Source organism: Nocardioides humi, from assembly GCF_006494775.1.
GTDB lineage: Bacteria > Actinomycetota > Actinomycetes > Propionibacteriales > Nocardioidaceae > Nocardioides > Nocardioides humi.
The window spans coordinates 2,381,560-2,405,824 of sequence record NZ_CP041146.1 but is presented as its reverse complement, the minus strand read 5'-3'; the positions used below and the strand labels follow the sequence as shown (position 1 = coordinate 2,405,824).

General features: G+C 73.3%; 18 protein-coding genes. 9 read left to right on the top strand and 9 right to left on the bottom strand.

Annotated elements, in window-relative coordinates:
* Positions 1-176: 176 nt before the first annotated feature.
* The 7 genes from FIV44_RS11825 to FIV44_RS11795 all read left to right on the top strand — a co-directional run bounded on the left by FIV44_RS11825 (position 177) and on the right by FIV44_RS11795 (position 11,002).
* Positions 177-752 carry a thioester domain-containing protein gene (locus FIV44_RS11825; RefSeq protein WP_141004610.1) on the top strand — a complete coding sequence of 192 codons (576 nt, stop codon included), beginning with the start codon at positions 177-179 and terminating at the stop codon, positions 750-752.
* Positions 753-790: 38 nt separating this feature from the next.
* Positions 791-2,716, top strand: coding sequence for a VaFE repeat-containing surface-anchored protein (locus FIV44_RS11820; protein WP_141004609.1), 1,926 nt, complete (start codon positions 791-793; stop codon positions 2,714-2,716).
* Between the two features lie 61 nt (positions 2,717-2,777).
* Positions 2,778-3,458, top strand: a complete 681-nt coding sequence (locus FIV44_RS11815; protein WP_141004608.1) for a response regulator — start codon at positions 2,778-2,780, stop codon at positions 3,456-3,458.
* Between the two features lie 146 nt (positions 3,459-3,604).
* The gene (locus FIV44_RS11810; protein ID WP_141004607.1) at positions 3,605-5,182 is read left to right on the top strand and encodes a LuxR family transcriptional regulator; all 1,578 of its coding nucleotides are present in this window, start codon (positions 3,605-3,607) and stop codon (positions 5,180-5,182) included.
* A gap of 171 nt (positions 5,183-5,353) precedes the next feature.
* Complete coding sequence (locus tag FIV44_RS11805) at positions 5,354-7,771, top strand: SdrD B-like domain-containing protein (RefSeq protein WP_141004606.1); 2,418 nt, start codon at positions 5,354-5,356, stop codon at positions 7,769-7,771.
* Positions 7,765-10,107, top strand: coding sequence for an SdrD B-like domain-containing protein (locus FIV44_RS11800; RefSeq protein WP_141004605.1), 2,343 nt, complete (start codon positions 7,765-7,767; stop codon positions 10,105-10,107). Before FIV44_RS11805 ends, FIV44_RS11800 begins: the two co-directional genes overlap by 7 nt.
* A 109-nt stretch (positions 10,108-10,216) precedes the next feature.
* The gene (locus tag FIV44_RS11795) at positions 10,217-11,002 is read left to right on the top strand and encodes a hypothetical protein (protein WP_141004604.1); all 786 of its coding nucleotides are present in this window, start codon (positions 10,217-10,219) and stop codon (positions 11,000-11,002) included.
* A gap of 31 nt (positions 11,003-11,033) precedes the next feature.
* Here the strand turns inward: FIV44_RS11795 and FIV44_RS11790 are convergent, their stop codons facing one another.
* The 3 genes from FIV44_RS11790 to FIV44_RS11780 all read right to left on the bottom strand — a co-directional run bounded on the left by FIV44_RS11790 (position 11,034) and on the right by FIV44_RS11780 (position 14,043).
* Positions 11,034-12,254, bottom strand: a complete 1,221-nt coding sequence (locus tag FIV44_RS11790; RefSeq protein WP_141004603.1) for a Dyp-type peroxidase — start codon at positions 12,252-12,254, stop codon at positions 11,034-11,036.
* Entirely contained in the window at positions 12,251-13,570 is a 1,320-nt protein-coding gene (locus tag FIV44_RS11785) for a right-handed parallel beta-helix repeat-containing protein (RefSeq protein WP_181411123.1), read from the bottom strand. The genes FIV44_RS11790 and FIV44_RS11785 overlap by 4 nt, the downstream gene beginning before the upstream one ends.
* A 107-nt stretch (positions 13,571-13,677) precedes the next feature.
* On the bottom strand, positions 13,678-14,043 hold the full coding sequence (locus tag FIV44_RS11780) for a hypothetical protein (protein WP_141004601.1): 366 nt from the start codon (positions 14,041-14,043) through the stop codon (positions 13,678-13,680).
* 131 nt (positions 14,044-14,174) lie between these two features.
* Here FIV44_RS11780 and FIV44_RS11775 point away from each other — a divergent pair, with 131 nt between their 5' ends.
* The gene (locus FIV44_RS11775; protein ID WP_219996407.1) at positions 14,175-15,059 is read left to right on the top strand and encodes an AAA family ATPase; all 885 of its coding nucleotides are present in this window, start codon (positions 14,175-14,177) and stop codon (positions 15,057-15,059) included.
* Between the two features lie 2 nt (positions 15,060-15,061).
* Complete coding sequence (locus FIV44_RS11770; RefSeq protein WP_141004600.1) at positions 15,062-16,483, top strand: VWA domain-containing protein; 1,422 nt, start codon at positions 15,062-15,064, stop codon at positions 16,481-16,483.
* A 106-nt stretch (positions 16,484-16,589) separates the two neighbouring features.
* Here FIV44_RS11770 and FIV44_RS11765 read toward each other — a convergent pair whose 3' ends face one another.
* The 6 genes from FIV44_RS11765 to FIV44_RS11740 form a co-directional block, all read right to left on the bottom strand.
* On the bottom strand, positions 16,590-18,059 hold the full coding sequence (locus FIV44_RS11765; protein WP_141004599.1) for a flavin-containing monooxygenase: 1,470 nt from the start codon (positions 18,057-18,059) through the stop codon (positions 16,590-16,592).
* A complete protein-coding gene (locus FIV44_RS11760) occupies positions 18,060-18,770 on the bottom strand; it encodes a TetR/AcrR family transcriptional regulator (protein ID WP_141004598.1) in 711 nt (236 codons plus the stop codon). It abuts the gene before it with no gap.
* A 23-nt stretch (positions 18,771-18,793) separates the two neighbouring features.
* Positions 18,794-20,476, bottom strand: a complete 1,683-nt coding sequence (locus tag FIV44_RS11755; RefSeq protein ID WP_141004597.1) for an FAD-dependent oxidoreductase — start codon at positions 20,474-20,476, stop codon at positions 18,794-18,796.
* 10 nt (positions 20,477-20,486) lie between these two features.
* Complete coding sequence (locus FIV44_RS11750; RefSeq protein WP_141004596.1) at positions 20,487-21,491, bottom strand: AurF N-oxygenase family protein; 1,005 nt, start codon at positions 21,489-21,491, stop codon at positions 20,487-20,489.
* Positions 21,492-21,733: 242 nt separating this feature from the next.
* On the bottom strand, positions 21,734-23,302 hold the full coding sequence (locus tag FIV44_RS32110; protein ID WP_246086925.1) for a hypothetical protein: 1,569 nt from the start codon (positions 23,300-23,302) through the stop codon (positions 21,734-21,736).
* Positions 23,299-24,258 (bottom strand): hypothetical protein, encoded by a 960-nt coding sequence (locus FIV44_RS11740; protein ID WP_141004595.1) that lies wholly within the window; start codon positions 24,256-24,258, stop codon positions 23,299-23,301. Before FIV44_RS11740 ends, FIV44_RS32110 begins: the two co-directional genes overlap by 4 nt.
* Positions 24,259-24,265: the final 7 nt, after the last annotated feature.

Genomic DNA, 24,265 nt, shown 5'->3' with positions numbered 1-24,265 from the left:
GCGGTGCCTTCCCGCTCCGGGGGTGAGGACACGTCCCCCGGACGGGGACATTCGGCGGGCGCCGCGCCGTGGAGCCGCGCTCGCGCCGCCCGGATCGGGCACGGTGCTCCGACCGGTCGGCCGACGACCGGCGACGCGGGATCCCATCGGGTCCACGAACAGGCGGAGACAGATCGATGAGAATGAGCAACGGGCGCCGCACGGGCGTCGCCGCGCTGGCGCTGGCGGTCGTCGCCGTGCTGACGCCGTGGTCGGCGCCGGGAGCGTCCGCGGAGCCGGGCGCCGGCGACACCGTCTACGTCGGCGCGAAGTCGCAGGGCTATCCCGGCAGCGGCATCCACGGCGTCTTCGAGCAGACGCCGGCCGACCCGGGCAACCCGGGCACGCCCGACTACTGGGCCTACTGCATCGAGCACGACGTCACGGCCAAGCCGAACATCGCCGCCGGCGTCGGCACCGCGTCCGACTTCCTCGGCAGCAACCACTTCACCGATCCCGCCGTCCAGGCGAGGGTGCTGTGGGTCCTCGCGCACAGCTATCCGGCGCTGAGCCTCGCCGACTTCGCCACCGCGTCCGGGGTGCCGGGCATCGCGCTCAACGACGCGATCGAGGCCACCCAGTACGCGATCTGGCGCTACACCGACGTCGGGTACGACGCCAGCTGGGCCTGGGCGAGCGACGACTCCGAGGACGCCTACTGGTACCTCGTCAACGGCGCCAACGCCAGTGGCGGCCTGACCCCGCGGACCTGAGCACCACCGCGACCATCGGCGGGCCCGCCGCGGCGCAAGTGGCCGACTCGCTCGTCGGGCCGTTCACGGTCGGCACCGACCAGCCGAGCGTCAGTGTCTCGGTCGCTCCGGCGCTCACCCTGACCGACGCCGGCGGTACGCCGATCGACGCGTCCACGGTCGTCGACGGCCAGCAGCTGTACCTCGACCTGCGCGGGACCACGGCCGCCGGGTCGGCCACCGTCACCGTCACGGCGACGGGCTCGAACGCGACCGGCAAGATCATCTCGGTGCCCACCCAGCCCGGCGGCACCGCGACCGCCGGCGACCACGCGCAGTCGCTCATCCTGGTGGCGCCGAGCACGGCCACCGTCACCGATCAGGCCGCCGTCGCCTGGGCGGCGGCCGCGGCTCCGGCGATCGGGACGACCCTGGTCGACGCCGCCGACGGCGACCACGTGCTGCCCTCGACCGGCGGCTCCGTGACCGACACGGTGGCCTACGCGAATCTGGTGCCGGGCACGACCTACACGATCACCGGCGAGCTGATGCGCAGGTCCGACGGCTCGGCGACCGGCATCACCGGCTCGGCGACCTTCACGCCGACCCAGGCGGACGGGACCGTCGAGGTCCACTTCACCGTCCCGGCGGGGTACGCCGGACAGCAGCTGGTGGCCTTCGAGGAGCTGGTCGAGACCGGCTCGGCGGTCGTCGTCGCCGAGCACAAGGACATCGACGACGCGGCGCAGACCGTCACCGTCAGGGCCGGCCCGACCGTCACCACCCAGGCCTCCGCGGCCACGGCCCGGGTCGGCGCCGCCCTGCACGACGTCGTCACGATCACCGGCCTCGTCCCCGGCGGCACCGCCCAGGGGACCGCCACCCTCTACGGTCCGCTCACCACCGTCGACGACACCGTGTGCGTCGCCGCGAACGAGGCCGGAAGCGTCACCTTCGCCCCGCAGAACGGGACGTCCGCCACCCCGTCGATCACGGTCGTCCGGCCCGGCCTCTACACCTGGCAGGTCACGGTGAGCGCCGACGCCGACAATGACGCGGCGACCCACGAGTGCGGCCTCGCTGCCGAGACGACCCTGGTCGAGGACCAGCCCCCGGGCACGACCCCGTCGACCGTGTCGCTGACGACCGAGACCTCCACGACCGCCGTGAAGCCGGGCAAGAGGATCCACGACGTCGTGACCATCACCGGCTTCGTGCCGGGACACGGCGCGACCGGCTCGGCGACCCTGTACGGCCCGTTCGCGTCCCGCGCCGCGATCACCTGCACCCCCGCGCACGCGGTCGCGACGGTGCCCTTCACCCCGGGCAACGGCGTGATCCGTACGCCGGCGGTGCCGGTGACCCGGACCGGTTACTACACCTGGGTGGCCGCGACGACGGCCGACAGCCACAACACGGCGGCCACGCACGCGTGTGGACTGGCCTCGGAGACCACGCTCGTGCGCAAGCCGTCGTACCGCCCGCCGGTCGTGAGCACCGGCTACCGCTCCGCCGGGCCCGACGTGAACGGCCGCCGGAAGGTCAGTCGGGTGATCATCCCGGCCCTCGGGGTGAACGCACGCACCACGATGGTCGGGATCAGGAAGGGGACCATGCAGGTGCCCGGCCAGGTGGCCCGCACCGGTCAGCTGAGCAGGTCGGCGGCCGCCGGTGACCTGATCGGCACGACGGTCATCGCCGGACACGTCTCCGACCGGCGCGACCGCCCCGGCGCCTTCTGGCGGCTGTCCCGGATCCGGCCGGGCCAGGTGGTCACGGTCCGGGAGGGCAGCAGGCAGCTGCGCTACCGGGTCACCTCGGTCGAGCGGTTCTCGCGCTCGAAGCGGCTGCCCCAGCGGTTCTTCTCGACCACCGGCGAGCACCGCCTCGTCCTGATCAGCTGCGCCGGCCGGGTCGGCACCTCGAACGGCGGCTTCCACTACCGGCAGAACGTGGTGGTCACCGCGACCCCGCTGGACGGCTGACGCCCCGACCCTCACGGGTGATGCCCCTCACCCGTGAGGGTCCACGGCGTGGCCTGCCAGAATGCCCGTCGTGGGTGCGGGGGAGTCGTCCGAGACCGTCTGGCAGGTGGCGCTGGTGGAGGATCACCTCCTGCAGCGTCGGCGTACCGAGGAGATCCTCGGCCGCGAGTCCGGCCTGATCGTGGTGGCGAGCTGCGCCACCCTGCCGGAGTTCCTGGCCTGGGTCCAGCGCGCACCCCGCAGCGCCCGCCCCCACCTGCTCGTGCTCGACCTCAGCGTCGACCGCGGCCCCAGCGTCGACCCGGACGTCGTCGGCCGGCTCGTCGACGCCGGGCTCCGGGTCCTGGTGCTCTCGGCCCTCGCCTCGCCCGGCCTGGTCCGGTCGGTGATCAAGGCCGGGGTGGCCGGCATCGTCGGCAAGCGCGACTCCGAGCAGGACGTGATCGACGCGGTGTGGACGGTACTCCGCCAGGGCGAGTGGATGACGCCCGACCTGGCGGCGATCATCGCCGCCGACGCCGAGCGTCCCCAGCTCAGCGACCAGGAGGAGCGGGCGCTGGTCCTCTACGCGTCCGGGCTCACCCTCGGCGCCGTGGCCGAGGCGCTGGGCGTCAAGCCGGACACGGCGAAGACCTACATCGCCCGGGTCAAGTCCAAGTACGCCGTCGCCGGCCGCCCGGTGCGCTCCAAGGTCGACCTGAGCCGGATCGCCATCGACGACGGGTACGTCGACCGCGGGTGATGCGGCGTCCCCGAACGGGGGGCAAAAAGACCGCCGGCGAGCGGCTCGGGCCACCCGGCCCCGCCGATGCTCCACGCGTCACTCCGGCGCGGCAGTGCGCTCCTCGGGCGCGGGCCCGGGGTCCCGTCCGGCGAGGAGCCCCCATCATGTCCACGGTCGTGTCCGTCGACGCCCTCGGCGAGCTGGCGGCCGCGGGACGGGTGCGGCAGGCGGTCGAGGAGTTCGAGTCGAGCTGGGTGCAGCTCTGGTACACGGTCGAGCCCGCGGCGCTGCGCTCGCTGCTGGTGAGACTCGGCCCGGAGCCGATCGCCCAGCACCCGGGCCTCCGGTTCGTCGCCGTGGCCAGCGGCCTGGTGACCGGGACCGACGCCTGGACCCTGGTCGACGAGGCGATGGGCGCGGTACGACGCGGCCGGCGACCCGACGACGAGATCCTGCTCGCCCACCTCCTCTCCGGCGTCCAGCACCGCGCCAGCGGGCAGCTCCTCCAGGCCCGGCTGCTCCTGGACGGGGCGCGCCCGGTCGCCGCCCGGCGCGCGATGGCGCTGGACGGCGACCTGGACCCGGCCCTCGTCGCCTTCGCCCGGCTGCAGTACGGCATCACCGCGCTGCTGTGCGGGGACATCGCCGACGCGCGCAACCTGCTCGAGGCGGCGTACGACGCCGAGGGCCTGCACGGTTCGCCCGCCGGACGCGCGCACGTGGCCGCGCATCTCGCCCTCGTGTGCGCCGTGGCGGGTGAGCTCCTCGACGCCGCCGAGGCGCTCGCCGCGGTCGACGCGCTCGTCGCGGAGCTGGGGCAGGTCGTCGCGGCGACGAGCGACGCGACCCAGCTCACCCGGATGATCCTGCTGATCGACCACCGGGCGTTCCCCGAGGCCAGCCGGACGGTCCAGAGCCGCACGCCCGCGTCGTACGGCGTCCTGTGGCCGCTGGCCCTGTGGGCTCATGCCCAGTTCCTGCTGCTGACCGAGCGGCACGAGCAGGGCCTGCGCCTGCTGGGACAGGCCGAGGCCGCGGTGCCCGCCGGCATCGCGGGGGAGGGCATCGCCAGCGAGATCATGCGCGCTGCCCGCGCGGACTTCAGCATCGCGCTGGGCAATGTGCGCGAGGCCTGGGTCGCGGTCGAGCCGGGCAGCTCCCGCACGCCGTGGTCCGCGGTCGCGGAGGCGACGGTCCTCTACGTCAGCGGCGAGTTCGAGACGGTGCGCTACGCCGCGCGGGTCGCCCGCGCGGCCCACGACCTCACCCTGCGCGAGTCGGTCCGGCTCCGCGGCCTCGAGGCCGCCTCCTGCGTCGCCACCGGGGACGAGGAGAGCGCCCGGCGCCTGCTGGACGTCCTCCTCGACACGGCCCGGCGCCAGGGCTGGCGCTCCTTCGTCTCGTCACTGCCGCGACCACTGGTCGCCTTCGCCCTGACGAACGACCTGCTGTCGGGCGATCTCGCGGAGGTCGCCCGGGACGCGGTCGGCGTGTGGATGCCGGGACCGGCCCTCGCCGCGCCGCTGTCGCCGCGCGAGCGCGCGGTCTTCCGGCTGCTGCTCGAGGGCGCGGCCCGCAGCGAGATCGCCGACCGGCTCGGCGTCTCGATCAACACGGTCAAGACCCAGATCCGCAGTCTCTACGCCAAGCTCGGCGTCACCAGCCGTCGCGAGGTCCTGCAGAAGGTCGCCCTGATGCCGCCCGCATGGACCTACGACGTCCCCGACTGGCCGGAGGTCTGAGATGCCCCCGCGGCCGGTCCGTACCGACGAGCGGACGGGCCCGCCGTCGTCCGGGGTGAGCCCCGCTCACCCCGGTTCATCCCTTTACCTGAAGCGCCCCGGGCGACCCTTCTCCGTAAATACGATCCCGCGCATGTCTGTGGCATGCCCCGACCAAGGAGTGACACGCTGATGAAGCGCTGGTTCGAACAGGTGAGGTCGTCCCTGCCGACGTACCCCGCCCGACGGCTGACGGCCCTGGCCGTCGCCGCCTCGGGTCTGGCCGTGCTGGGCGGGACGCAGGTGGCTGCCCCGGCCCAGGCCGCCCCGGGCGACGGCACCATCAAGGTGCGCGTCGTCCAGGACTACAACGGCGACGGCGGGTGGGACGACCCGTTCATCGAGCCGGGCCTGGCGGGTGTGACGGTCCGGGTGACCGACGAGGCCGGCGTCACCCAGGACCTCACGACCGACGGCGACGGCCTGGTGGAGATCGTGGGCGCTCCGGGCTCCTACCGGATCGTGGCGGTCAACCCGGACCCCGCGACCCTCCAGCCGGCGCCGGCCCGCGAGAAGACGGGGACGGCGGACACCCCGGCCGCCAAGTGGCTCTCGCCGAACGAGGAGTTCATCACCGTCGGGGCCAACCAGACCGTCCAGATGACGACGGCGTTCTGGGACTCCGGCGACTACTGCCAGTCGAACCCGCTCATCGTCACGGCCTGCCAGCCGCCGATGTTCAACAGCGGCGGCGGGGCGGCGAACAACGCCACCGGCGACACCCTGGTCACCGCGCCGTACCGCGCCGAGGGCGCCGACGTCGCCAAGACCACGCTCTCCACCAAATCGGAGACCGGCGCCCTCTACGGCATCGGCTACCGCAGGCAGGACCGGCGCGTCTTCGCCGGCGCCTACGCCAAGCGCGGCAGCGACTACGGCCCGGGCGGCGCCGGCGCGATCTACGTGACCGACGCCAGCGGCGGCCCCGCGACCCTGTGGGGCACCGTTCCCAACGTGGGGACCCGCGCCCACACCAACGACACCCTCCCCGGCGGCCGCCTGGACTGGAACTTCGCGCCGGCGGTCGGCAAGGAGTCGCTCGGCGACCTCGACGTCAGCGAGGACGGCGACGACCTCCAGGTGATCAACCTGTTCACCCGCGAGCTCTACGTGTACGACGCGTCGGCGGCCACCATGGGCGCCCCGACGCACGTCGTCGACCTGTCCGCGAACCCGGGCTGCGCCGCCGCCTCGGACTGGCGCCCCGGCGCGCTCGGCGAGCGCAAGGGCGTCCTCTACGTCGGCGGCGTCTGCTCGGCCGAGTCGACGCAGAGCGCCGCGGACGTCCGGGCGATTGTGCTGTCGTACGACGCCGACACCTACGCGCCCATCGGCACGGTGATGGACCAGCCGCTCACCGCCAAGCGCCAGGGCAGCGGCGCCGGCAACGGCGGCGGCTGCAACGGTCGCGACATGACCACCTACCGGCCGTGGAACGACGAGGGCATCACCTGCACCAACAAGAACGGCCAGGTCCCGGACCCGCAGGCCTGGCTCAGCGACATCGTCGTGGAGAACAACGGCGACCTGATCCTGGGCTTCCGCGACCGCACCGGCGACCAGCAGCTCGGCCTGAACTCGATCTGGTTCGCCGACACCACCGGCACCGGCGGCACGCGTCTGGGCCTGGTCAATTACAACGCCGAGGGCGACATCAACAAGGCCTGTCCCACGGCCACGTCGGGCGGCATGTTCGTGCTCGACATGAACGGCGCCTGCGGCATCGCGGCCGTCCCGGCCGGCCAGGAGGCCGGCGAGTACTTCACCGGCGACCGCACCGCCCACAACGAGCCCGCCCTCGGCGGCCTGGCGCTCAGCCGCGGCGAACGCGGCGTGGCGACCACGATCATGGACCCGGCCGGCTTCTGGACCCAGGGCTACGCGTCGATCTCCCGCGGCACGGGACGGGCCCTGGACAGCGCCGGCGACGGCTCCGGGCCCGACCCCGACGAGGTGCTGCACGACGGCGACAACTGGGGCAACCGCCTCACCGGGGCCGACGGCTTCGGCAAGGGCCAGGGCATGGCCGACATGGAGGTGCTCTGCGAGTTCGCGCCGATCCAGATCGGCAACCGGGTCTGGAACGACGAGAACGGCGACGGCATCCAGGACCCCGGCGAGGACGGGATCGCCGGCGTCACCGTCAACTTGTACGACCCCGCCGGGAACCTGGTGGCCACCAAGGTGACCAACTCGCGCGGTGAGTACTACTTCGACTCCATCAACGACGGCGTCGGGTTCAACACCGACTACGTCATCCGGCTGGACAAGCCGGAGGACTACACCGGCAACGGCAAGCTGGCCGGGGTGGGACTCACCGACGAGGACCAGGGGACCGGACCGGAGCAGGACCGGCTCGACTCGGACGGCACCCTGGTCGGCGGCTACCCGGAGGCGTCCATCACCACGGGCAACCGTGGCGAGAACGACCACACCATCGACTTCGGCTTCAAGCCGGCGTCGGTGTCGGTCGGCGACTTCGTGTGGATCGACAGCGACGGCAACGGCATCCAGGACCCCGGCGAGTCCGGTCTCGAGGGGTGGTGCTGAAGCTGACCGACAAGAACGGCAACCCGGTGACCGACGTCAACGGCGACCCGGTCGGGCCGGTCACGACGGACGCGAACGGCCGGTACCTGTTCGACAACCTGCCGGTGCTCCCCGCGGGCGACCACTACACGGTCACCATCGACCAGGCCGACCCGTCGACGGTCACCGCGCTGGCGCCGTACGTCCCGACCCAGGCCAACCAGGGCGGGGACGACGCGCTCGACTCCTCGCTGTGGACGGCAGACTCCACGGAGTTGACCACGGCCGGCGCCAGGGACCTGACCCTCGACTTCGGCTTCATGCCGAAGCCGGTCTCGGTCGGCGACTACGTGTGGGTCGACTCGAACGGCGACGGCATCCAGGACCCCGGCGAGCCCGGCATCCCGGGCGTCACGCTCACCCTGCTCGACCCGAGCGGCGCGACGATCGGCACGACGACCACGGACGCGAACGGCTTCTACGTGTTCGCCGACCTGCCGGTCCTCACCGACCCCGACGACCGGTACACGGTGACGATCGACAACGCCCAGCCCGCGCTGGCGCCGTACGTCCCGACCCTGTCGGGCCAGGGCGGCGACCCGGCCAGCGACTCCTCGACCGGGAGCGCCCGGTCCGGACCGCTGACCACGCCGACCGCCAGCGACATGACGCTCGACTTCGGCTTCGTGCCGGCGAAGGTGTCGGTCGGCGACCTGGTGTGGGCGGACACGGACCGTGACGGCGTCCAGGACGCCGGCGAGCCCGGCATCCCCGGCGTCGTCCTGGTCCTGACGGGACCCGACGGCCACCCGGTGACCGACGTCCATGGCGATGTCGTGGGCCCGGTGACCACCGACGCCGACGGCAACTACTCCTTCGACGACCTGCCGGTGCTGCCGGCGGGCCAGCACTACACGGTCAAGATCGACCGGGACGCCCCGTCCACCGTCGCCGCCCTGTCCGGCTACCTCCCGACCCAGACCGGGCAGGGCACCGGAGCGACGGACTCCTCGACATGGGAGGCGGAGTCCGGTGACCTCACCACCGACGGCGACCGCGACCCGACGCTCGACTTCGGGTTCGTGCGCCCCGCGGTGTCCGTCGGCGATCTGGTCTGGGTCGACACGGACCGTGACGGCATCCAGGACCCGGGCGAGCCCGGCATCCCCGGCGTCGTCCTGGTCCTGACGGGACCCGACGGCAACCCGGTGACCGACGTCTACGGCGATGTCGTGGGCCCGGTGACCACCGACGCGGCCGGCCACTACGTGTTCGAGGGCCTGCCGGTGCTCCCGCCCGGCCTGAGCTACACGGTCGCCATCGACCGCAACGCCGCGTCGACGCAGACGGCGCTGGCGCCGTACGGCCCGACCCAGGCCGGCGCCGGCAGTGACCGGGAGGCGGACTCCTCGACCTGGACCGCGGAGTCCGGCGACCTCATCGCGGACGGCGACAGCGACCGCAGCCTGGACTTCGGGTTCGTGCTGCTGCCGGCCACCGTGACGCTGACGACGAGGTCGTCGAAGGCCGAGGCCAAGGTCGGGGTGGCGCTGTCCGACGTGATCACCGTCAGCGGCTTCCGCAGCGGTGGCACGTCGACCGGATCGGCGACGCTGTACGGGCCGTTCGCCAAGCCCGGCGCGGCGACCTGCACGCCCGCGACCGCGGTCGGGACGGTGTCCTTCACGCCGGTGAACGGCACGGTGACGACGCCGTCGATCACGGTCAGCGCCCCGGGCTACTACACCTGGGTCGCCAGCACCACGGCCGACGACCTCAACAAGGCGGCGACCCACGCGTGCGGGCTCGAGGAGGAGACCAGCCTGGTCCACCGCGGCGTCAACCCGGTCCGGGTGATCGACACCGGCTTCACGGGCACCGACAAGGCCGGCCCGGCCGCCCGCAAGGCGCAGCCGGTCAAGCTCGGGTTCGCCAAGCTCGGCATCAACGCGAAGGTGGTGCCGATCGGGCTGGCGGGCAAGAAGGCGAAGGTGCCGGGCAACCGGAGCCTCACCGGCTGGCTGCGGACCTCGGCGCAGCTGGGCGACGTCATCGGTACGGCGGTCATCGTCGGCCACGTGTCCGACAACCACGACCGGCCCGGTGCCTTCTACAACCTGAGGAAGGCCAAGAAGGGCCAGCTCGTGGAGCTGACCGACAAGAACGGGACGGTGCGCACCTACAAGGTCAAGAAGTCCAGGACCTACCTGCGCTCCAAGCCGCTGCCCAAGAAGCTGTTCACGATGACCGGCAAGGCGCGGGTCCAGCTGGTCACCTGCACCGACAAGGTCACCTACGGCAACGGACGGTTCCACTACCGCAGGAATCTGGTGGTCACCCTGATCCCCGTGAGCTGATCCGGGGACCGGCTCACGGCCCCACCGCCCCGGGCTCCGCGACGAGCGGAGCCCGGGGTGCGGTGCGTCGGGAGGTCGAGACGATGGCACGAGGACGAGGAGGTCGCCGGTGACGCCGGTACGACGCAGGACCCTGCTCGGCGGTGCGCTGGGCGCGCTCGGGCTGGGTGCGCTGGGCCTGGGGGTGTCCGGCTGTGGCGCCGGCTCCGGCGCCGCGCGGCCGGAGCCGGCTGACGACCCGCGGCCACTGACCGGCGCGGAGGCCGAGCAGCTGGCCCTGGTGCGCTTCCAGCTCTACTCGGCCTCGCCGGTGCGGGTGGCGATGAGGTGGCCGGGCTCGCCCGCGATCTCCTACACCGTCTCGCTGGACCTGCGCGAGCACCTCGCCTGGGGGACCTTCGAGACCCACGACGGCGAGGACTCCGACACCGGCTTCGTGGCCTGGGACCTCGCCACCGTCGCGACGGCGCCGGGCGCCCCGGACGCGGCGCCGCCGGAGCCGGGCGCGTGGAGTCAGCGCGCGCTGTCGACGCAGTACGCCCAGGACATCTTCCTCGCGCTCACGCTCAACCTGGGCAGCGACCGGCCCGAGAATCCGGCCCTGCTGCGGCAGAGCACGGCCCGCCGCCTGCGCTCCGACGAGGTGGACGGGACCCGGGTCGCGGTCTTCGAGGGACCCCGGCCGGCCGAGGCGACGGCGTCGGCGGGCGGCGGCGCGGCCTCGGGCCGGACCCGGTACTGGCTCGACGACGACGGCGCGCTGGTCCGGTTCGAGGCCTACCTGGGGCAGGCGGACGGCGAGCTCGCCCGCGTCGACGTCGTCGCGTCCGGTCCCGACGACGGTGCGCTGCGGACCCGGGCGAGCGAGGTGCTGGCCTCGCGCAGGGGCGGCTGAGCCTGGTCGACCTCGGCGGTCGGCTCGGCGGTCAGCTCCCGAACAGCGTGCTGCCGAGCGGGCGGTCCGGGGCGAACCCGGGCAGGACGAGGAAGCCGATCTCGGCGGTGGGGGTGGCGAAGTCCATCAGCCGGTCGACCCGGTCCATCCGCTGCTGGGTGCGGGCGAAGACGCGCACGTCGTCCTGGAAGCTGCAGAAGAGCAGGCCCGGCCGGGGTGCGGCGCCGTCGGCGTCGACCCGGATCGCGTAGCTGCGCCGCGCCATCAGTGCCGAGCCGGTGAACGACGGGTGGGCCGCCCGGACGTGGGAGTCCGCGGGCACGAGGTACTCCCCGTGCGGGGTCTTCGCCGTCAGGTCGACGTCGGCGTCCGCGGCGCCGCCGCTCAGCGGTGTCCCGTCGGGCCGGCGCCCGATCACCGCCGCCTGCTCGTCGGCACCGAGTCGGGCGAAGGCCGCGCCGTCGAGGGTGAACCGGCGGACCACCCCGATCGTCCCGTCGGTCGCCGCGCCGTCGCGGATCCACACGCCGGCGTCCATCGCGGCGGCGTCCTCGGGCTGCACGATGCCGTCGAGGAAGCCGAGGGGGTTGCGGACGACGGCGCCCGTGCCCGGCGAGCGGAAGGCGCGCTGAGTCCAGCGCACCCGCAGGCCGGGCAGGTCCGCGAGGAGCAGGTCGACGACGTGGTCGGGGAGCGCCGGGTCGTCAGCGGCGACGGCCAGTACCAGGTCCCCGCCCCGCAGGTCCGCGGCCAGAGCGTCGCTGCCCCGGAACGCGGGCAGCCGCACCCGGTCGCCGAGCCCGGGCTCGGCCAGGTCCGCCCAGGCGGCGCCGACGCCGACCTGGACCGTGAGATTCCCCGGCATGTCGGGCAGGCGGGGGTCGCCCGATGTCGTGAGGACGTCCACCTGCTCGCCCAGGCCGGCGAGCAGCGCCGCGACGTCCGTCCGGCCGAGCGCCGCATCGCCCTGCTCCCCGAGGACGACGAAGGACAGGTGGTGCGGCGGCCGGACCGGACGGTCGACCCCGGCCTGGCGCCGGCCGCGTGCCGCGACGGGAGCGCCGTCGTCGCTGGCGCCGGCCGGGCTCGTGGGGTCCGCCGTGGTCGGCGTGGTCGGCGTACTCGTGGCGTCGCCGCGGGCGCCGGCCCACCAGCCGGCCCCGCCGCCCGCCGCCAGCCCGGCGGCGGAGCCGGCCAGCAGCCGGCGGCGGGTGGCCGTCGGCGGCGACCCGCCGCCGTCCGCGCCGCTCATCCGAGGTCGGCCAGCAGCGTCGCCGCGGGCACCCGCACCTGGGCGAGGTCGGGGTGCGCGACGGTGGCCGGCAGCGGTGCCGGGACGCCGTCCCCGGCCTCCAGCGAGGGCAGGTCGCCGGGCAGCGGCACCTCGAGGAAGCTGATCCCGGCGGGCGCCTGGCCACCGGGCAGGTCGGCGACGGTCGCAGCCGGCTGCGCGGGCGCCGTACAGCTGTCGAGGAGCGTGGGCGGAAGGGCCGACAGCCCCGCGCTCCTGGTGACGCAGTTGCCCGCGGCGGGGGTCAGCTCGCTGGAGGCGTTGGCCACGTCGACCCCGTTGCGGCGGAAGGCGTTGCCCTGCAGCGTGTTGCCGGTGCTCGGCACGTCCTCGACGCTGTCGAGCAGGACGCCGGCGCGCAGGTTGCCGGCCACCAGGTTGCGCACCAGGCGGTTGTCCTGTCCGCCGCCGATGCCGACGCCGATGCCCCACCCGCCGTCCGCCTGGGACGGCGACCGCTGCTCGCTGTTGTCGGTGACGACGTTGCCGGCGACCAGGTTGCCGCGCTGGGGGACGAAGGCCTCCTGGTAGTTGGAGGTCAGCGTCATCCCGACCCGGTTGCCGCTGAACCGGTTGCCGACGATCGTCAGCGAGTCGGACGCGTTGGCGTTCTCGAAGCCCACCGCGTTGCGGGTGGCGACATTCCCGGAGACGACGGTGTCGCACTCGCGGCACTGGCCGACGTAGATCCCGCTGTCCGCGGACCCGGAGGCCCAGGAGTCGACGATCACGCCGTGGCGCGTGTTGAACGCGTAGATGCCGTAGAGGCCGTTGTTGGTCGCCGTCACGTGGTCGATCCGGAACCGCTCCAGCGGCGGGAACCGTGCGGGGTCGAACGACTCGTAGCCGTCCTGGCCCGGGGTCAGCACCTCACGGCCCTCGTGCACGCCGGTGAACAGCACGCCGTACAGGGTCGTGCTGGTGACGGTCAGGTTCTCGACCGTCACCCCGTCGGCGATCACCACGATCCCCGACGTCCGCCGGCCCTCGCCGGTGACGACCACGTCGTTGCGGTCGGTGCCGCGGATCGTCACGCCCGCCACCTCGACCAGCACCTGCTCGGGATAGGTGCCGGGCCCGACCAGGACGAGCCCGTCCTCGGCGACGGACTCCAGGGCCTCGCCGATGGTCGCCGCGTCCTGCGGCACCCGCACCACCTCTGACCGCTGCACCGCCGGACCCGCCGGCTCCGGGTCCTCGCCGGCGGAGCAGCCGGCCAGCCCGGCGCAGCCGAGGACGAGCACGAGCAGGGCCGCGGGAAGCCGGGCTCCGGACACGGGCGACCACTGCTCCTTCATACGTCGGGGCGCAGGCCCACCGTAGTCAGCGCCGGGACGCGTACGGCACCGGCCCGCCAGCCGGCAGGCCCGAGGGTGAACCCGGATCACCCGGCGCGCGTCGGCCCGAGGCAGACGGCGACCAGCTCGCCGGCGATCGCACCGCTGAACACCGCCCAGCCGCGGTCGAAGGACACCAGCTCGACGCTCCCGTCCGGGGTCCGGACGATCGCCTTGCTCGGGATGACGTCGCGGTCGAAGCCGGTGAAGGAGCAGCGGTTCTGCTGCATCATCGCGTCGAGCGGGCCCGCGGACATGTCGACCCGGTGGGACGGGGCGGCCGGTCCGGGCGAGGCGACGTTGCCCAGCGCGCCGAAGCCGACGAGCAGGGTGAGCGCGGCGATCGTGATCGCCGTACGCACGGCGTGGACGGCCACCCGGGGCCAGCTCGGGGACGCGACGGAATCGTGCACGACCGTCCCCCTTGCCATCTGATGATCGCCCGTCGAGCGGGCCTTCCCCACTGCCGATCACAACGACGCGGCGGCGCTCGGGTCACGACCGCGTGACCGGGCAGACACGCCGTCACGGCAGGATGGGGATCATGAACTGGTTCGACGCACCGGCCGACGCGGCCGCCCGGCTCGCGACGGCGGGCTATCTCGCGGACGCCGCCACCGCGACCACCACCTACCTCGCCGGCGCGCTGGAGAAGCCGCTGCTGCTGGAGGGCCCGGCCGGCGTCGGCAAGACCGAGCTGGCCAAGGCGGTCTCGCGGGCGACCGGAGCCGAGCTGGTCCGGCTGCAGTGCTACGAGGGCCTCGACGAGGCACGGGCGCTGTACGAGTGGAACTACAAGAAGCAGCTGCTCCGCATCCAGGCCGCCAACGCGGGCGGCTCCGGTGAGGGCGGGGTCGACTGGGACGCGACCCACGACGACATCTTCAGCGAGGAGTTCCTGCTCACCCGGCCGCTGCTGACCGCGATCCGCCGCGACGAGCCGACCGTGCTGCTCATCGACGAGGTCGACAAGACCGACATCGAGGTCGAGGGCCTGCTGCTGGAGGTGCTCAGCGACTTCCAGGTGACCATCCCCGAGCTGGGGACCGTGGCGGCGACCCGCCGGCCCTTCGTCGTACTGACGTCGAACGCGAGCCGCGAGCTGTCCGAGGCGGTCAAGCGCCGCTGCCTGTACCTCCACATCGACTACCCCGACGCCGCGCGCGAGCGGCAGATCCTGCAGCAGCAGGTGCCCGGCCTCGACGACCGGATCGCCGAGCAGCTGGTCGCGACCGTCGGCCGGCTGCGCGAGCTGGAGCTGAAGAAGGCGCCCTCGATCGCGGAGTCCGTCGACTGGGCGCGGACCCTGATCGCGCTGGAGATCCGCGACCTCGACGAGAAGGCGATCGCCGACACCCTCGGCGCCGTGCTCAAGCACCAGTCCGACCACCAGCGGGCGGTCAAGGAGCTGAAGCTGGCGAGGGCCTGACGATGAGCGCCGAGCAGTCCGGGCTCCTCGACCGCCACCTGGCGTTCGTCGAGGCGCTGCGCGGTGCCGGGCTGTCGGTCTCCCTCGCCGAGGACCTCGACTCGCTGGCCGCGCTCGGTACCGTCCGCTGGGGCGAGCGCGCGACGGTGCGCGACGCGTTCGCGGCGACGATGGTCAAGAAGCAGGCGCAACGGACGACGTTCGACGCGCTCTTCGACGTCTACTTCCCCGCGATGGTGGGGGACGGGGCGGCCTCCGCCGGGGACCAGGAAGCCGGGGACGCGGATGCCGGGGACGACGGCGGGGCGGTCCGCGACAACGCGTCCGCGCTCGCCGACTTCCGCGACCGGCTCGCCGAGGCGCTCGACGGCCCGCAGCTCGACGAGGCCGAGCTGCGCCGGATGGCGGCCGAGATGGTGGGTGTCTTCGGGGCGATGCCCGGCCGCGGACCGGGGCTGTCGTCGTGGTCGGCGTACACCGCCCTCCAGCGGGTCGCGCCGCAGGAGCTCGTCGACCGGCTCGTCGCGGGCCTGATGGGCGAGGGCGCCGACGCGGAGGACGCCCGGCGGCAGGCCAACCGGCGGATCGGGTCGTTCACCGCGATGGTCGAGGACGACGCCCGCCGCCGGATCGCCGAGGAGAAGGGCCCCGACCACGTCGCCGACGTCGCCGTCCGGCCCAGCATCGACAAGCTGGCGTTCATGGCCGCCCGGCGCACCGACCTCGACGAGATGCGCAAGGAGATCTTCCCGCTGGCACGGCGCCTGGCGACCCGGCTGGCCAAGGAGCAGCACTCCCGCCACGCGCGCACGGCCCCGCTGGACTTCCGTCGTACCGTCCGGGCCTCCATCGCCACCGGCGGCGTCCCCATCACCACCCACCACCGCCCCAAGCGCCCGCACCGCACCGACCTGGTCGTGCTCTGCGACGTCAGCGGCTCGGTGGCGAACTTCGCGCAGTTCACGCTGCTGTTCGTGTTCGCGCTGCGCGAGGTGTTCCAGAGCATGCGCGCCTTCACCTTCATCGACCACGTCCACGAGGTCACCGGCCACTTCCGCCCCGGCGCCGACCCGGTGGACGTGCTCTCCGATCTCGCGGCGGCCGCGTCGCACGCCGCGCTGTGGGGTCGGACGAACTACGGGCGGGCGTTCACGAAGTTCGAGGAGTCCCACCTCGACGCGCTCACCCCGAAGACCACGCTGCTCATCCTCGGCGACGCCCGCTCCAACTACAGCGACCTCCACGAGGACGCGCTCAAGCGGCTCGCCGGGTCGGTGAAGCGGGCGTTCTGGCTCAACCCCGAGCACGAGCGGAACTGGGGCACCGGCGACTCCGCCGCCCCGACGTACGGCGAGATCGTGCGGATGATCGAGTGCCGGAATCTCACTCAGCTCAGTGAGTTCGTGCACGACCTCGCGTGGTGAGGGTGCAGGAATCGCCGCTTCAGCGGCGTTTCCTGCGCTTCTTGACCGTTGCAACGGTCAAGAAGCGCCAGTTTCGCCGCTGAAGCGGCGATTCCTGCACCCGATCTCAGCCCGCGAACTCCAGCGCCTCGTCGTCCACCGGCTTGCGGAACACCAGCACGTCCTTGAAGTAGTTCATCTTCAGCCGCCACGGGTACGTCGACCCCTGCTTGGGCAGCGAGTCGATGGACCTCATCACGTAGCCGGCCTCGAAGTCGAGGAAGGGCTCCTCCGTGACGGACGGATCGCGACGGGGGACGACCAGCCGGGCGCCGGTCTCGTCCATCCGCCTGAGCAGCTTGACGACGTACGCGCACACGAGGTCGGCCTTGAGCGTCCACGACGCGTTCGTGTAGCCGATGATGAACGCGAAGTTGGGGATCTCGCTCAGCATCAGGCCCTTGTAGGCCATGGTGTCGGCGGGCTTGACCTCGGCGCCGTCGACGCCGAGGGTGGCGCCGCCGAAGATCTGCAGGTTGAGGCCGGTGGCGGTGATGACGATATCCGCCTCCAGCTCCCTGCCCGACTTCAGCAGGATGCCCTTCGGCGTGAACCGGTCGATGTGGTCGGTGACGATGTCGACGGTGTGGTGACGCAGCGCCTTGAACAGGTCGCCGCCGGGGACGGCGCACAGCCGCTGGTCCCACGGGTCGTACGGCGGCTTGAAGTGCTCGTCGAAGTCGACGTCGGTCGGCAGCTGCCGCTCGAGCAGCTTGCGCAGCAGCGCCCGCGACTCCTTCGGCCGGGCCTGGCAGAACTCGTAGAACGCGATTCGGCTGGTGAGGTAGCGGGTGCGGACCAGCTTCTGCGCGAGCTTGTCGGGCAGCCGGCGGTACATCTGCGCCGACACCTTGTCGTACGTCGGCTGGCTGATGATGTACGTCGGCGTGCGCTGCAGCATCGTGACGTGCCCGGCGCCGGAGTCGGCCAGCGCGGGGATCAGCGTGACGGCGGTGGCGCCCGACCCGATCACGACGATCCGCTTGCCCTGGTAGTCGAGGTCCTCGGGCCAGTGCTGCGGGTGCACGACCTGCCCCTCGAAGTCCTCGACGCCGGCGAACAGGGGCGTGAAGCCCTCGTCGTAGCGGTAGTAGCCCGACGTCGACCACAGGAAGCCGGCGGTCAGCTGGAGCGTCTCGCCGGTGTCGGTGCGCTCGACGGTGACGGTCCAGCGCGCGTCGGCGGTGGAGAACTCCGCGTGCACCAGCTTGTGGTGGTAGCGGATGTGCTCGTCGATGCCGTTCTCGGCCGCCGCCTCCTTCAGGTAGGCGAGGATGTCGGGCCCGTCGACGATCGCCTTGGCGCCCTTCCACGGCTTCCAGCCGAAGCCGAGGGTGTGCATGTCGGAGTCGGAGCGGATGCCCGGGTAGCGGAACAGGTCCCAGGTGCCGCCGAGTGCGTCGCGCATCTCGAGGAGGGCGTAGGACTTCGACGGGAACGCCTTGCTCACGTGGTAGGCCGCGTCGATGCCGGACAGGCCGGCGCCGATGATGAGCACGTCGAGGTGCTCCGGGGTGACGGCAGGGGAGTCGCTCATTCAGGCTTCCTCGATGTTCAGGAGCTGCTCGACCGGAAGGTCGGGCACCTCGATGTCGCGGGACGCGGCGAGCCCCTCGATCTGCAGCCAGGTCACGTCGGCGAGCAGCCGGGTGAACGCGGGTGCCGGGGGACGGAGCTCGTCGCGGGAGCTCCAGCTGCGCACGGCGGCCATCACGCCGCCGACGAGCAGGAAGACGTACGGCGTGAGCGCGTCGCGGTCCTCGTCGCTCACCTCGGCGTCGAGCAGCGCGAGGAAGCCGCCGATGACCAGCTCGATCTGCTCGGCGATCTGGCCGATCGCGTCGTCGAGCGGCTTGGAGGCGGCGCCGGCGATGTCGCGCTCGGCGAACCTCATCAGCGCGACGTTCTCGGCGCCCCAGCCGACGTACGCGTCGATGATCCGGTGCGCGATCTCGCGCGGCGTGCCCTCGAGGGTGACCGCGGCGAGCAGCAGCACGCCCGCGCGGTTGCAGATCTCCTGCTGGATGGCGACGTCGAGGTCGGTGCGGTCCGCGAAGTAGCGGTACAGCACGGTGCGGTGCACGCCCGCCTCGTCGGCGATCTGCTGGACGCTCAGCTCCGCTCCCGGCTCCAGGTCCCGGGCCAGCACGGTGAGGGCGGCGTCGATCACGGCCTGCCGGCGGTCGGCGTTGTGCTGTTGCCAGCGTCGCTTCCGGCCGTCGGGCTGGTCCCGTCTCGCCGTCCCCATGGCGACACCTCCTCGGCTGGTCGTCACGACGTCAGCGCCACCGTACGCCGAAGCAGGCCTCGGCGGCGTACGACGACCGGCGGCGCGGCGATCGAGCGCTGCTCGCCGACGTCGGTGATCTTGGCGCGGGGACGGCCGGCCCGGGTGCCGCGATCGCGCTCGGCGGCGTCGAGGCGCTGCCAGGCGGCGAGGTCGGCGGCGTCGGGGTGCCGCTCGGCGACCAGCGCCGCGATGGCGGACGCCGAGCCGGTAGGGGCGGGGAGGCCGGCGTCGAGGTCGTCGAGGAGGGTCTCGACGGTCTCCTGCGCGTCGGTCTTGTTGGTGCCGATGAAGCCGACCGGACCGCGCTTGATCCAGCCCACGACGTACACGCCGGGCTCGACCCGGCCCTTCTCGTTGGGGACGACCGCGGCGGCCTCGTCGAACGGAAGCCCGGCGACGGGTCGGCCGCGGTGGCCGACGGAGCGGACGACCAGGCCCGTCTCGATCGTGTGGACGTCGTCGGTGGCCCGGGCGCGGATCGTGCCGTCGTCGCCGGGGACGAGGTCGTTGCGGGCGACCCGGACGCCGGTGACCCGGCCGTCCTCGCCGAGGATCTCGACGGGGGAGGAGGTGAAGCTGAGCACGATCCGGCGCCTCGTGGACGCCGGGTCGACCGGCCGCTCGGCCAGCTCGCGGAGCAGTGCGCTGCGCTGGTCGTCGCCGGCCAGCAGCGCCGGGTCGGCGTCCACCACCACGTCGACGTCGTCGAGCGCGGCCAGACCGATCAGCTCGGGCACGGTGAACGCCGCCTGCGCGGGGCCGCGACGGCCGAGCACGACCACCTCGCGGACCCGGCTGGCGCGCAGCTGCTCGAGCGGCCCGGGCGCCAGGTCCGTGCGCTCCAGTACGTCGAGGGGGCGGGCCAGGACGCGGGCGACGTCGAGGGCGACATTGCCGTTGCCGACCACCACCGCGCGCTCGTGCCGGAGCGGGACGTCCAGCTCCTGCTGGTCGGGGTGGCCGTTGTACCAGCCCACCAGGGCGGTCGCGGCCACCGAGCCGGCGAGGTCCTCGCCGGGGATGCCGAGGCTGCGGTCGGCGGAGGCGCCGACGGCGTACACGACGGCGTCGTAGTGCCTGCGCAGGTCGGCCAGGGTGATCCCGCCGTCGGCGCCGACCGCGACGTCGAGGAAGTAGCGGAACCGCGGCTGCCGCTCGATCGCCTCGAACAGCCGGGTGACCAGCTTGGTCGACGCGTGGTCCGGCGCGACGCCGTGCCGGACCAGGCCGTACGGCGTGCGCAGCCGGTCGTAGACGTCGACGCCGTGGACCTCGGGGTGCTTGAGCAGCTCGTCGGCCGTGTAGAGCCCGGCCGGGCCCGCGCCGACGACCGCGACCCGGAACGGCCCGGGCCGGGTGAGCCGCCGCTGCTGCGGGACCAGCGCGACGGGAGTGCGGTCGGCGTGGGGGAAGGTGTCGTAGTAGGCGGCGTTGAGGTCGAGGAAGGGCAGCTGCTTCGTCGTCAGCGCGGCGTCCGGCACCATCGCCCCGACCGGGCACGCGGTCGCGCAGGCGCCGCAGCCGACGCAGGCGGTCGCGTCGACGTACACCATCTCGGTGGTGCCGAAGCCGGGCTCGCCCGGCGCGGGGTGGATGCAGTTGACCGGGCAGGCGACGACGCACGAGGCGTCGGCGCAGCAGGACTGCGTGACGACGTAGGGCATGGCTCGGCCGTCAGGCCGCGGCGGACTTGGGCTCGCTGCGGAACCGCGAGGCGGTGCCGGCGATGCCCAGGGCGCGCCAGATCGGACGGGAGGCCCGGTTCATCAGGCCGAGCTCCTCGGCGAGCATGCGGACGTCGCCGAAGGTGTCGCGCAGCAGCTTCTCCGACTGCGGGCTCCGCCAGTAGACCTCGCGCATGACCGACCGCGGGATGCCCAGGTCCTTCTGCATCCGGCGGCTGGGCTTCATGATCACGTCGCACAGGGTGCGCATGATGACCGGGTAGGCCAGCGAGATGCCGAAGCGCTGCAGCCGGCCCCAGTCGCGGGAGCGCTCGACCAGGTAGGCGTGCGCGAAGCCGATGTGGCGGGCCTCCTCGGCGACGTGGATCTGCATGACCCGCTCGACGATCGGGTGCATCGGGTGGCCCGAGCGGAGCACGGACTTCTGCAGGTAGTCGATCGGCTCCTCGCCCGCGAGGATGCCGATGAAGAAGATGTTGGGGAGCGGGCCGCCGGCCAGGCAGAGGAAGGGCGCGACCTTCACGAACCACCTCGGGCCGCCCTGGACGTCGACGCCGATCCGGTTCACCCCCTCCTGGAACATCTGGGTGTGGTGGCACTCCTCGGTGACCTCGTGCGTGGAGTAGCGGAACTCGGCCCGGTTGTTGGGCATCGCGATGAGGTGGCTCATCACGCCGCCGATCAGCACCTGCTCGAACTGCAGGCCGACCTTCATGATGTTGGCGAGGCGGTACTTGCCGATCTCGATCTGCCGCTCCAGCGGGAGCGACCGGTACCACTCGGTCTGGCCGAGCGGGTCGACCTCCGGGAGCACCCAGCGCGGGTCGTCGTCGACGACCTCGAACTCCGGGCTGTCCCAGGCGATGTCGAGGAAGGCGTCGAAGTGCTGGTGGACCGACGCCTCGGAGAGCACGCGCAGGGTCTCCTGGTAGCTCAGGCCCTCCAGGTCGCTCGCGGTGGGGGTGTCGATCGGGGCGTCGGCAGTCGCAGTCATGGGTCCTCGGTCCGTTCTCTTCATCGAAAGCGGGAGCATGCACGTTGTTAGCGCAACACCATGTTGCGTACATTGACCCCGGTTTTGTCAAGGAGATCGGACAGAAAGGCAGCTGCGCGGCCTGGTGGGGCCTGCTCGGGTGTGACGGGGATCGCGGACTCTGAACCGCGCCCCATGCGAATTCGTCGGGAAACGGGCGGATCAGCGACAGATTCGCATGGGGCGCGGGAACAGCGGGCGAATCAGGCGGGGCGCAGGTAGCCCAGGGCGCGCCAGCGGTCGAGAGCGGCGACGAGGTCCGGGTGGTCGGCGCGGTCGGCGGCCCGACCGCCGGCGACGACGGTGGGTACGCCGGGGTCCGACCCGGCGTCGTACACGACGGTGAGGCGGTTGGCCGCCCCGGCGTTGATCAGCGAGCCGAGGAGGGCGACGGGGTCGCTGCGGTCCTCCAGCGAGAGGACCTGCACGCTGCCGGGGAGCAGGGCGAGCTGGGTGGCGGGGGCGTCGGCGGTGACGACCTGGTCGACGACGAAGCCGGTCAGGTCGGTCCGGGTCGCGATCTCCAGGGCGATCGCGGCGCCGCCGCCGCGACCGACCAGCATCACCCGGCCCGGCTCGCCGGCGCCATCGGCTCCGTCCGCTCCGTCCGCTCCGTCCGCTCCGTCCGCTCCGTCCGCTCCGTCCGCTCCGTCCGCTCCGTCCGCTCCGTCCGCTCCGTCCGCTCCGTCCGCTCCGTCCGCTCCGTCCGCTCCATCGGCTCCGTCCGCCTCGATGGCCGCCGCGAGCGCCCGGATGACCGCCGCCGCTTCCCCCGAGGCGTCACCGGAGACCAGGCGCAGCCGGCCGGCCGCGGTGGGCGTGGGCGCGGCACAGCCGGGGAGCAGGGCGAGCAGTCGGCCGGGCGCGACCCGGAGGATCCGGACCGGCTCGCCCTCGGCGCTGCGGTCGAGGAGCGTCATCAGGTCGCCCAGCCCGGCCGGCGTCTCGGCCGGCTCGTCGACCTCCGCGGCCGGCGTTCCGGGGTCGGCCGTGGTGAGGCCGATCGCGACATCGCGCAGCGCGGCGCTCCAGTCGTCGGCCAGCGGCGTGATGCCGGTGGCCCGCAGTCCACCGGCGCGCGCCGAGCGCCCGGCGTCACCGGCCAGCACGCCCGCGGTGAGCAGGCCCCGCATCTGCAGGCTGTCGAGCACGCCGCCGCCGGTGGTGACGTGCTCCATCAGCTCGGGGTTGGCCTCGGCCAGCTCGCCGAGGTACGCCGCGACGCCGTCGCGGTCGAGCGCGTCGGTCTCGATCAGGCCCGCCGCGACGATCGCGCCGCCGAGGTTGACCTCGGGCGCGAGGTAGCCGATGGCCTTGCCGGCGATCGAGCCGAGGGTCTGGTACGCCGCCGCCTGGAGCTCGTCGATCCAGCGGTAGGTCAGCACGGTCGCGCGCAGCACCAGCGCGTCGGCGTCGAGCTCGATGGAGCGGCTCAGCAGGCTGCCCTTGCCGGTGGTCGCGGCGCGGACCTCCTCCTCGGCGCTCGCCCACGTCGTGGGGGAGAGCGGTGCGGAGTCGGCGACCTCGGGGTCGGCCAGGACGTCGCGGCCCAGCTGGGACCACTCCCGCATCTGGGCGCCGGCGTCGTCGAACAGGTCGGCCAGGCGCAGCATCTGGTCGTACGGCCCGTCGGGGCCGAGCGTGTCGGATATCGAGCTCGCCGCACGGTCGCTCGCTCCGCTCGGACCGCGGGCGTCGCGCGATGCGGCTTCGCCGCCGTCCGCCACGCTGCCGGCCGTGCGGCCGAGCTCGGTCTCGTGGGCGTCGGTCACCGGGCCGCCTCCCCGAGCACCGGCGCGACGACCGTGGCGAGCTCGTCCGGCGCGACCGCGCGCACCTCCAGGCGCAGCACGCCGCCGTCGTGGTGCGGACGCAGCGCCCGCCAGCCGTCGGCGAGCAGGGTCCAGGAGACGACGCCGACGGTGTCGACCTCGGCGCCGGAGACGTCGGCGACCAGCGCCCGCAGCCGGCCGCGGGCCTCGCCCGCGAGGGCGGCGAGCACGGCGACCACGGAGGCGTCGTCCAGAGCGCCGTCGGGTCCGCGTACGGCGCCGCCGTGGCGGGCCGCGAGCACCGGCAGCAGGTCGCCGCGACCGGACCCGCTCGCCTCGGCGGCGGCGTCGGCGAGCTCGAACGGCAGGTCGACGTACGACGGCACGGCCGAGGTCCCGAGCGCGACCTCCTCGGAGACCGCGGCGACCCGGGCCAGCTCGGCGGCCCAGGCGTCGGCGCCGAACCAGCCGAGCTCGTAGACGATCCCGTCGACGGTGGCCAGCGAGGCGACCGCGCCGCCGTCCTGCCGGTGCCAGACCTTGGCCTGCACCCCGCCCATCGCGACGTCGACGTCGAGCGCGAAGTGCGGCGACGCGAGCAGGCCGATCGCACCGGCGAGGCCGGGGTCGAGGACGCCGTCGGCGGTCAGGCCGCGCCGCTCGAGGGCATCGGCCGGGTCGTGCAGCGCGGCCACCACGGTGCGGAAGGACTGGTCGTCGAGGGAGGCCGGGCTCTGTCCGAGCCGCGCCTGCATGGCGTCCGCGGTCGGCGGCGCGGCGACCTCGAAGGGCAGCGGCGCGTCGCCCGCGAGGTGCGCGGCGTGCTGGAGCTCGACCAGGTTCAGGCCGATCCGGCGAGGGGCGGCCGCCAGGGCGCCGGCGGCGTCCGAGGTGTCCGAGTTGTCGGAGATCGCGCGGTCGGGGGGCGCGAGCGAGGTCAGGTCGACGGTGGGCATGCGCCGA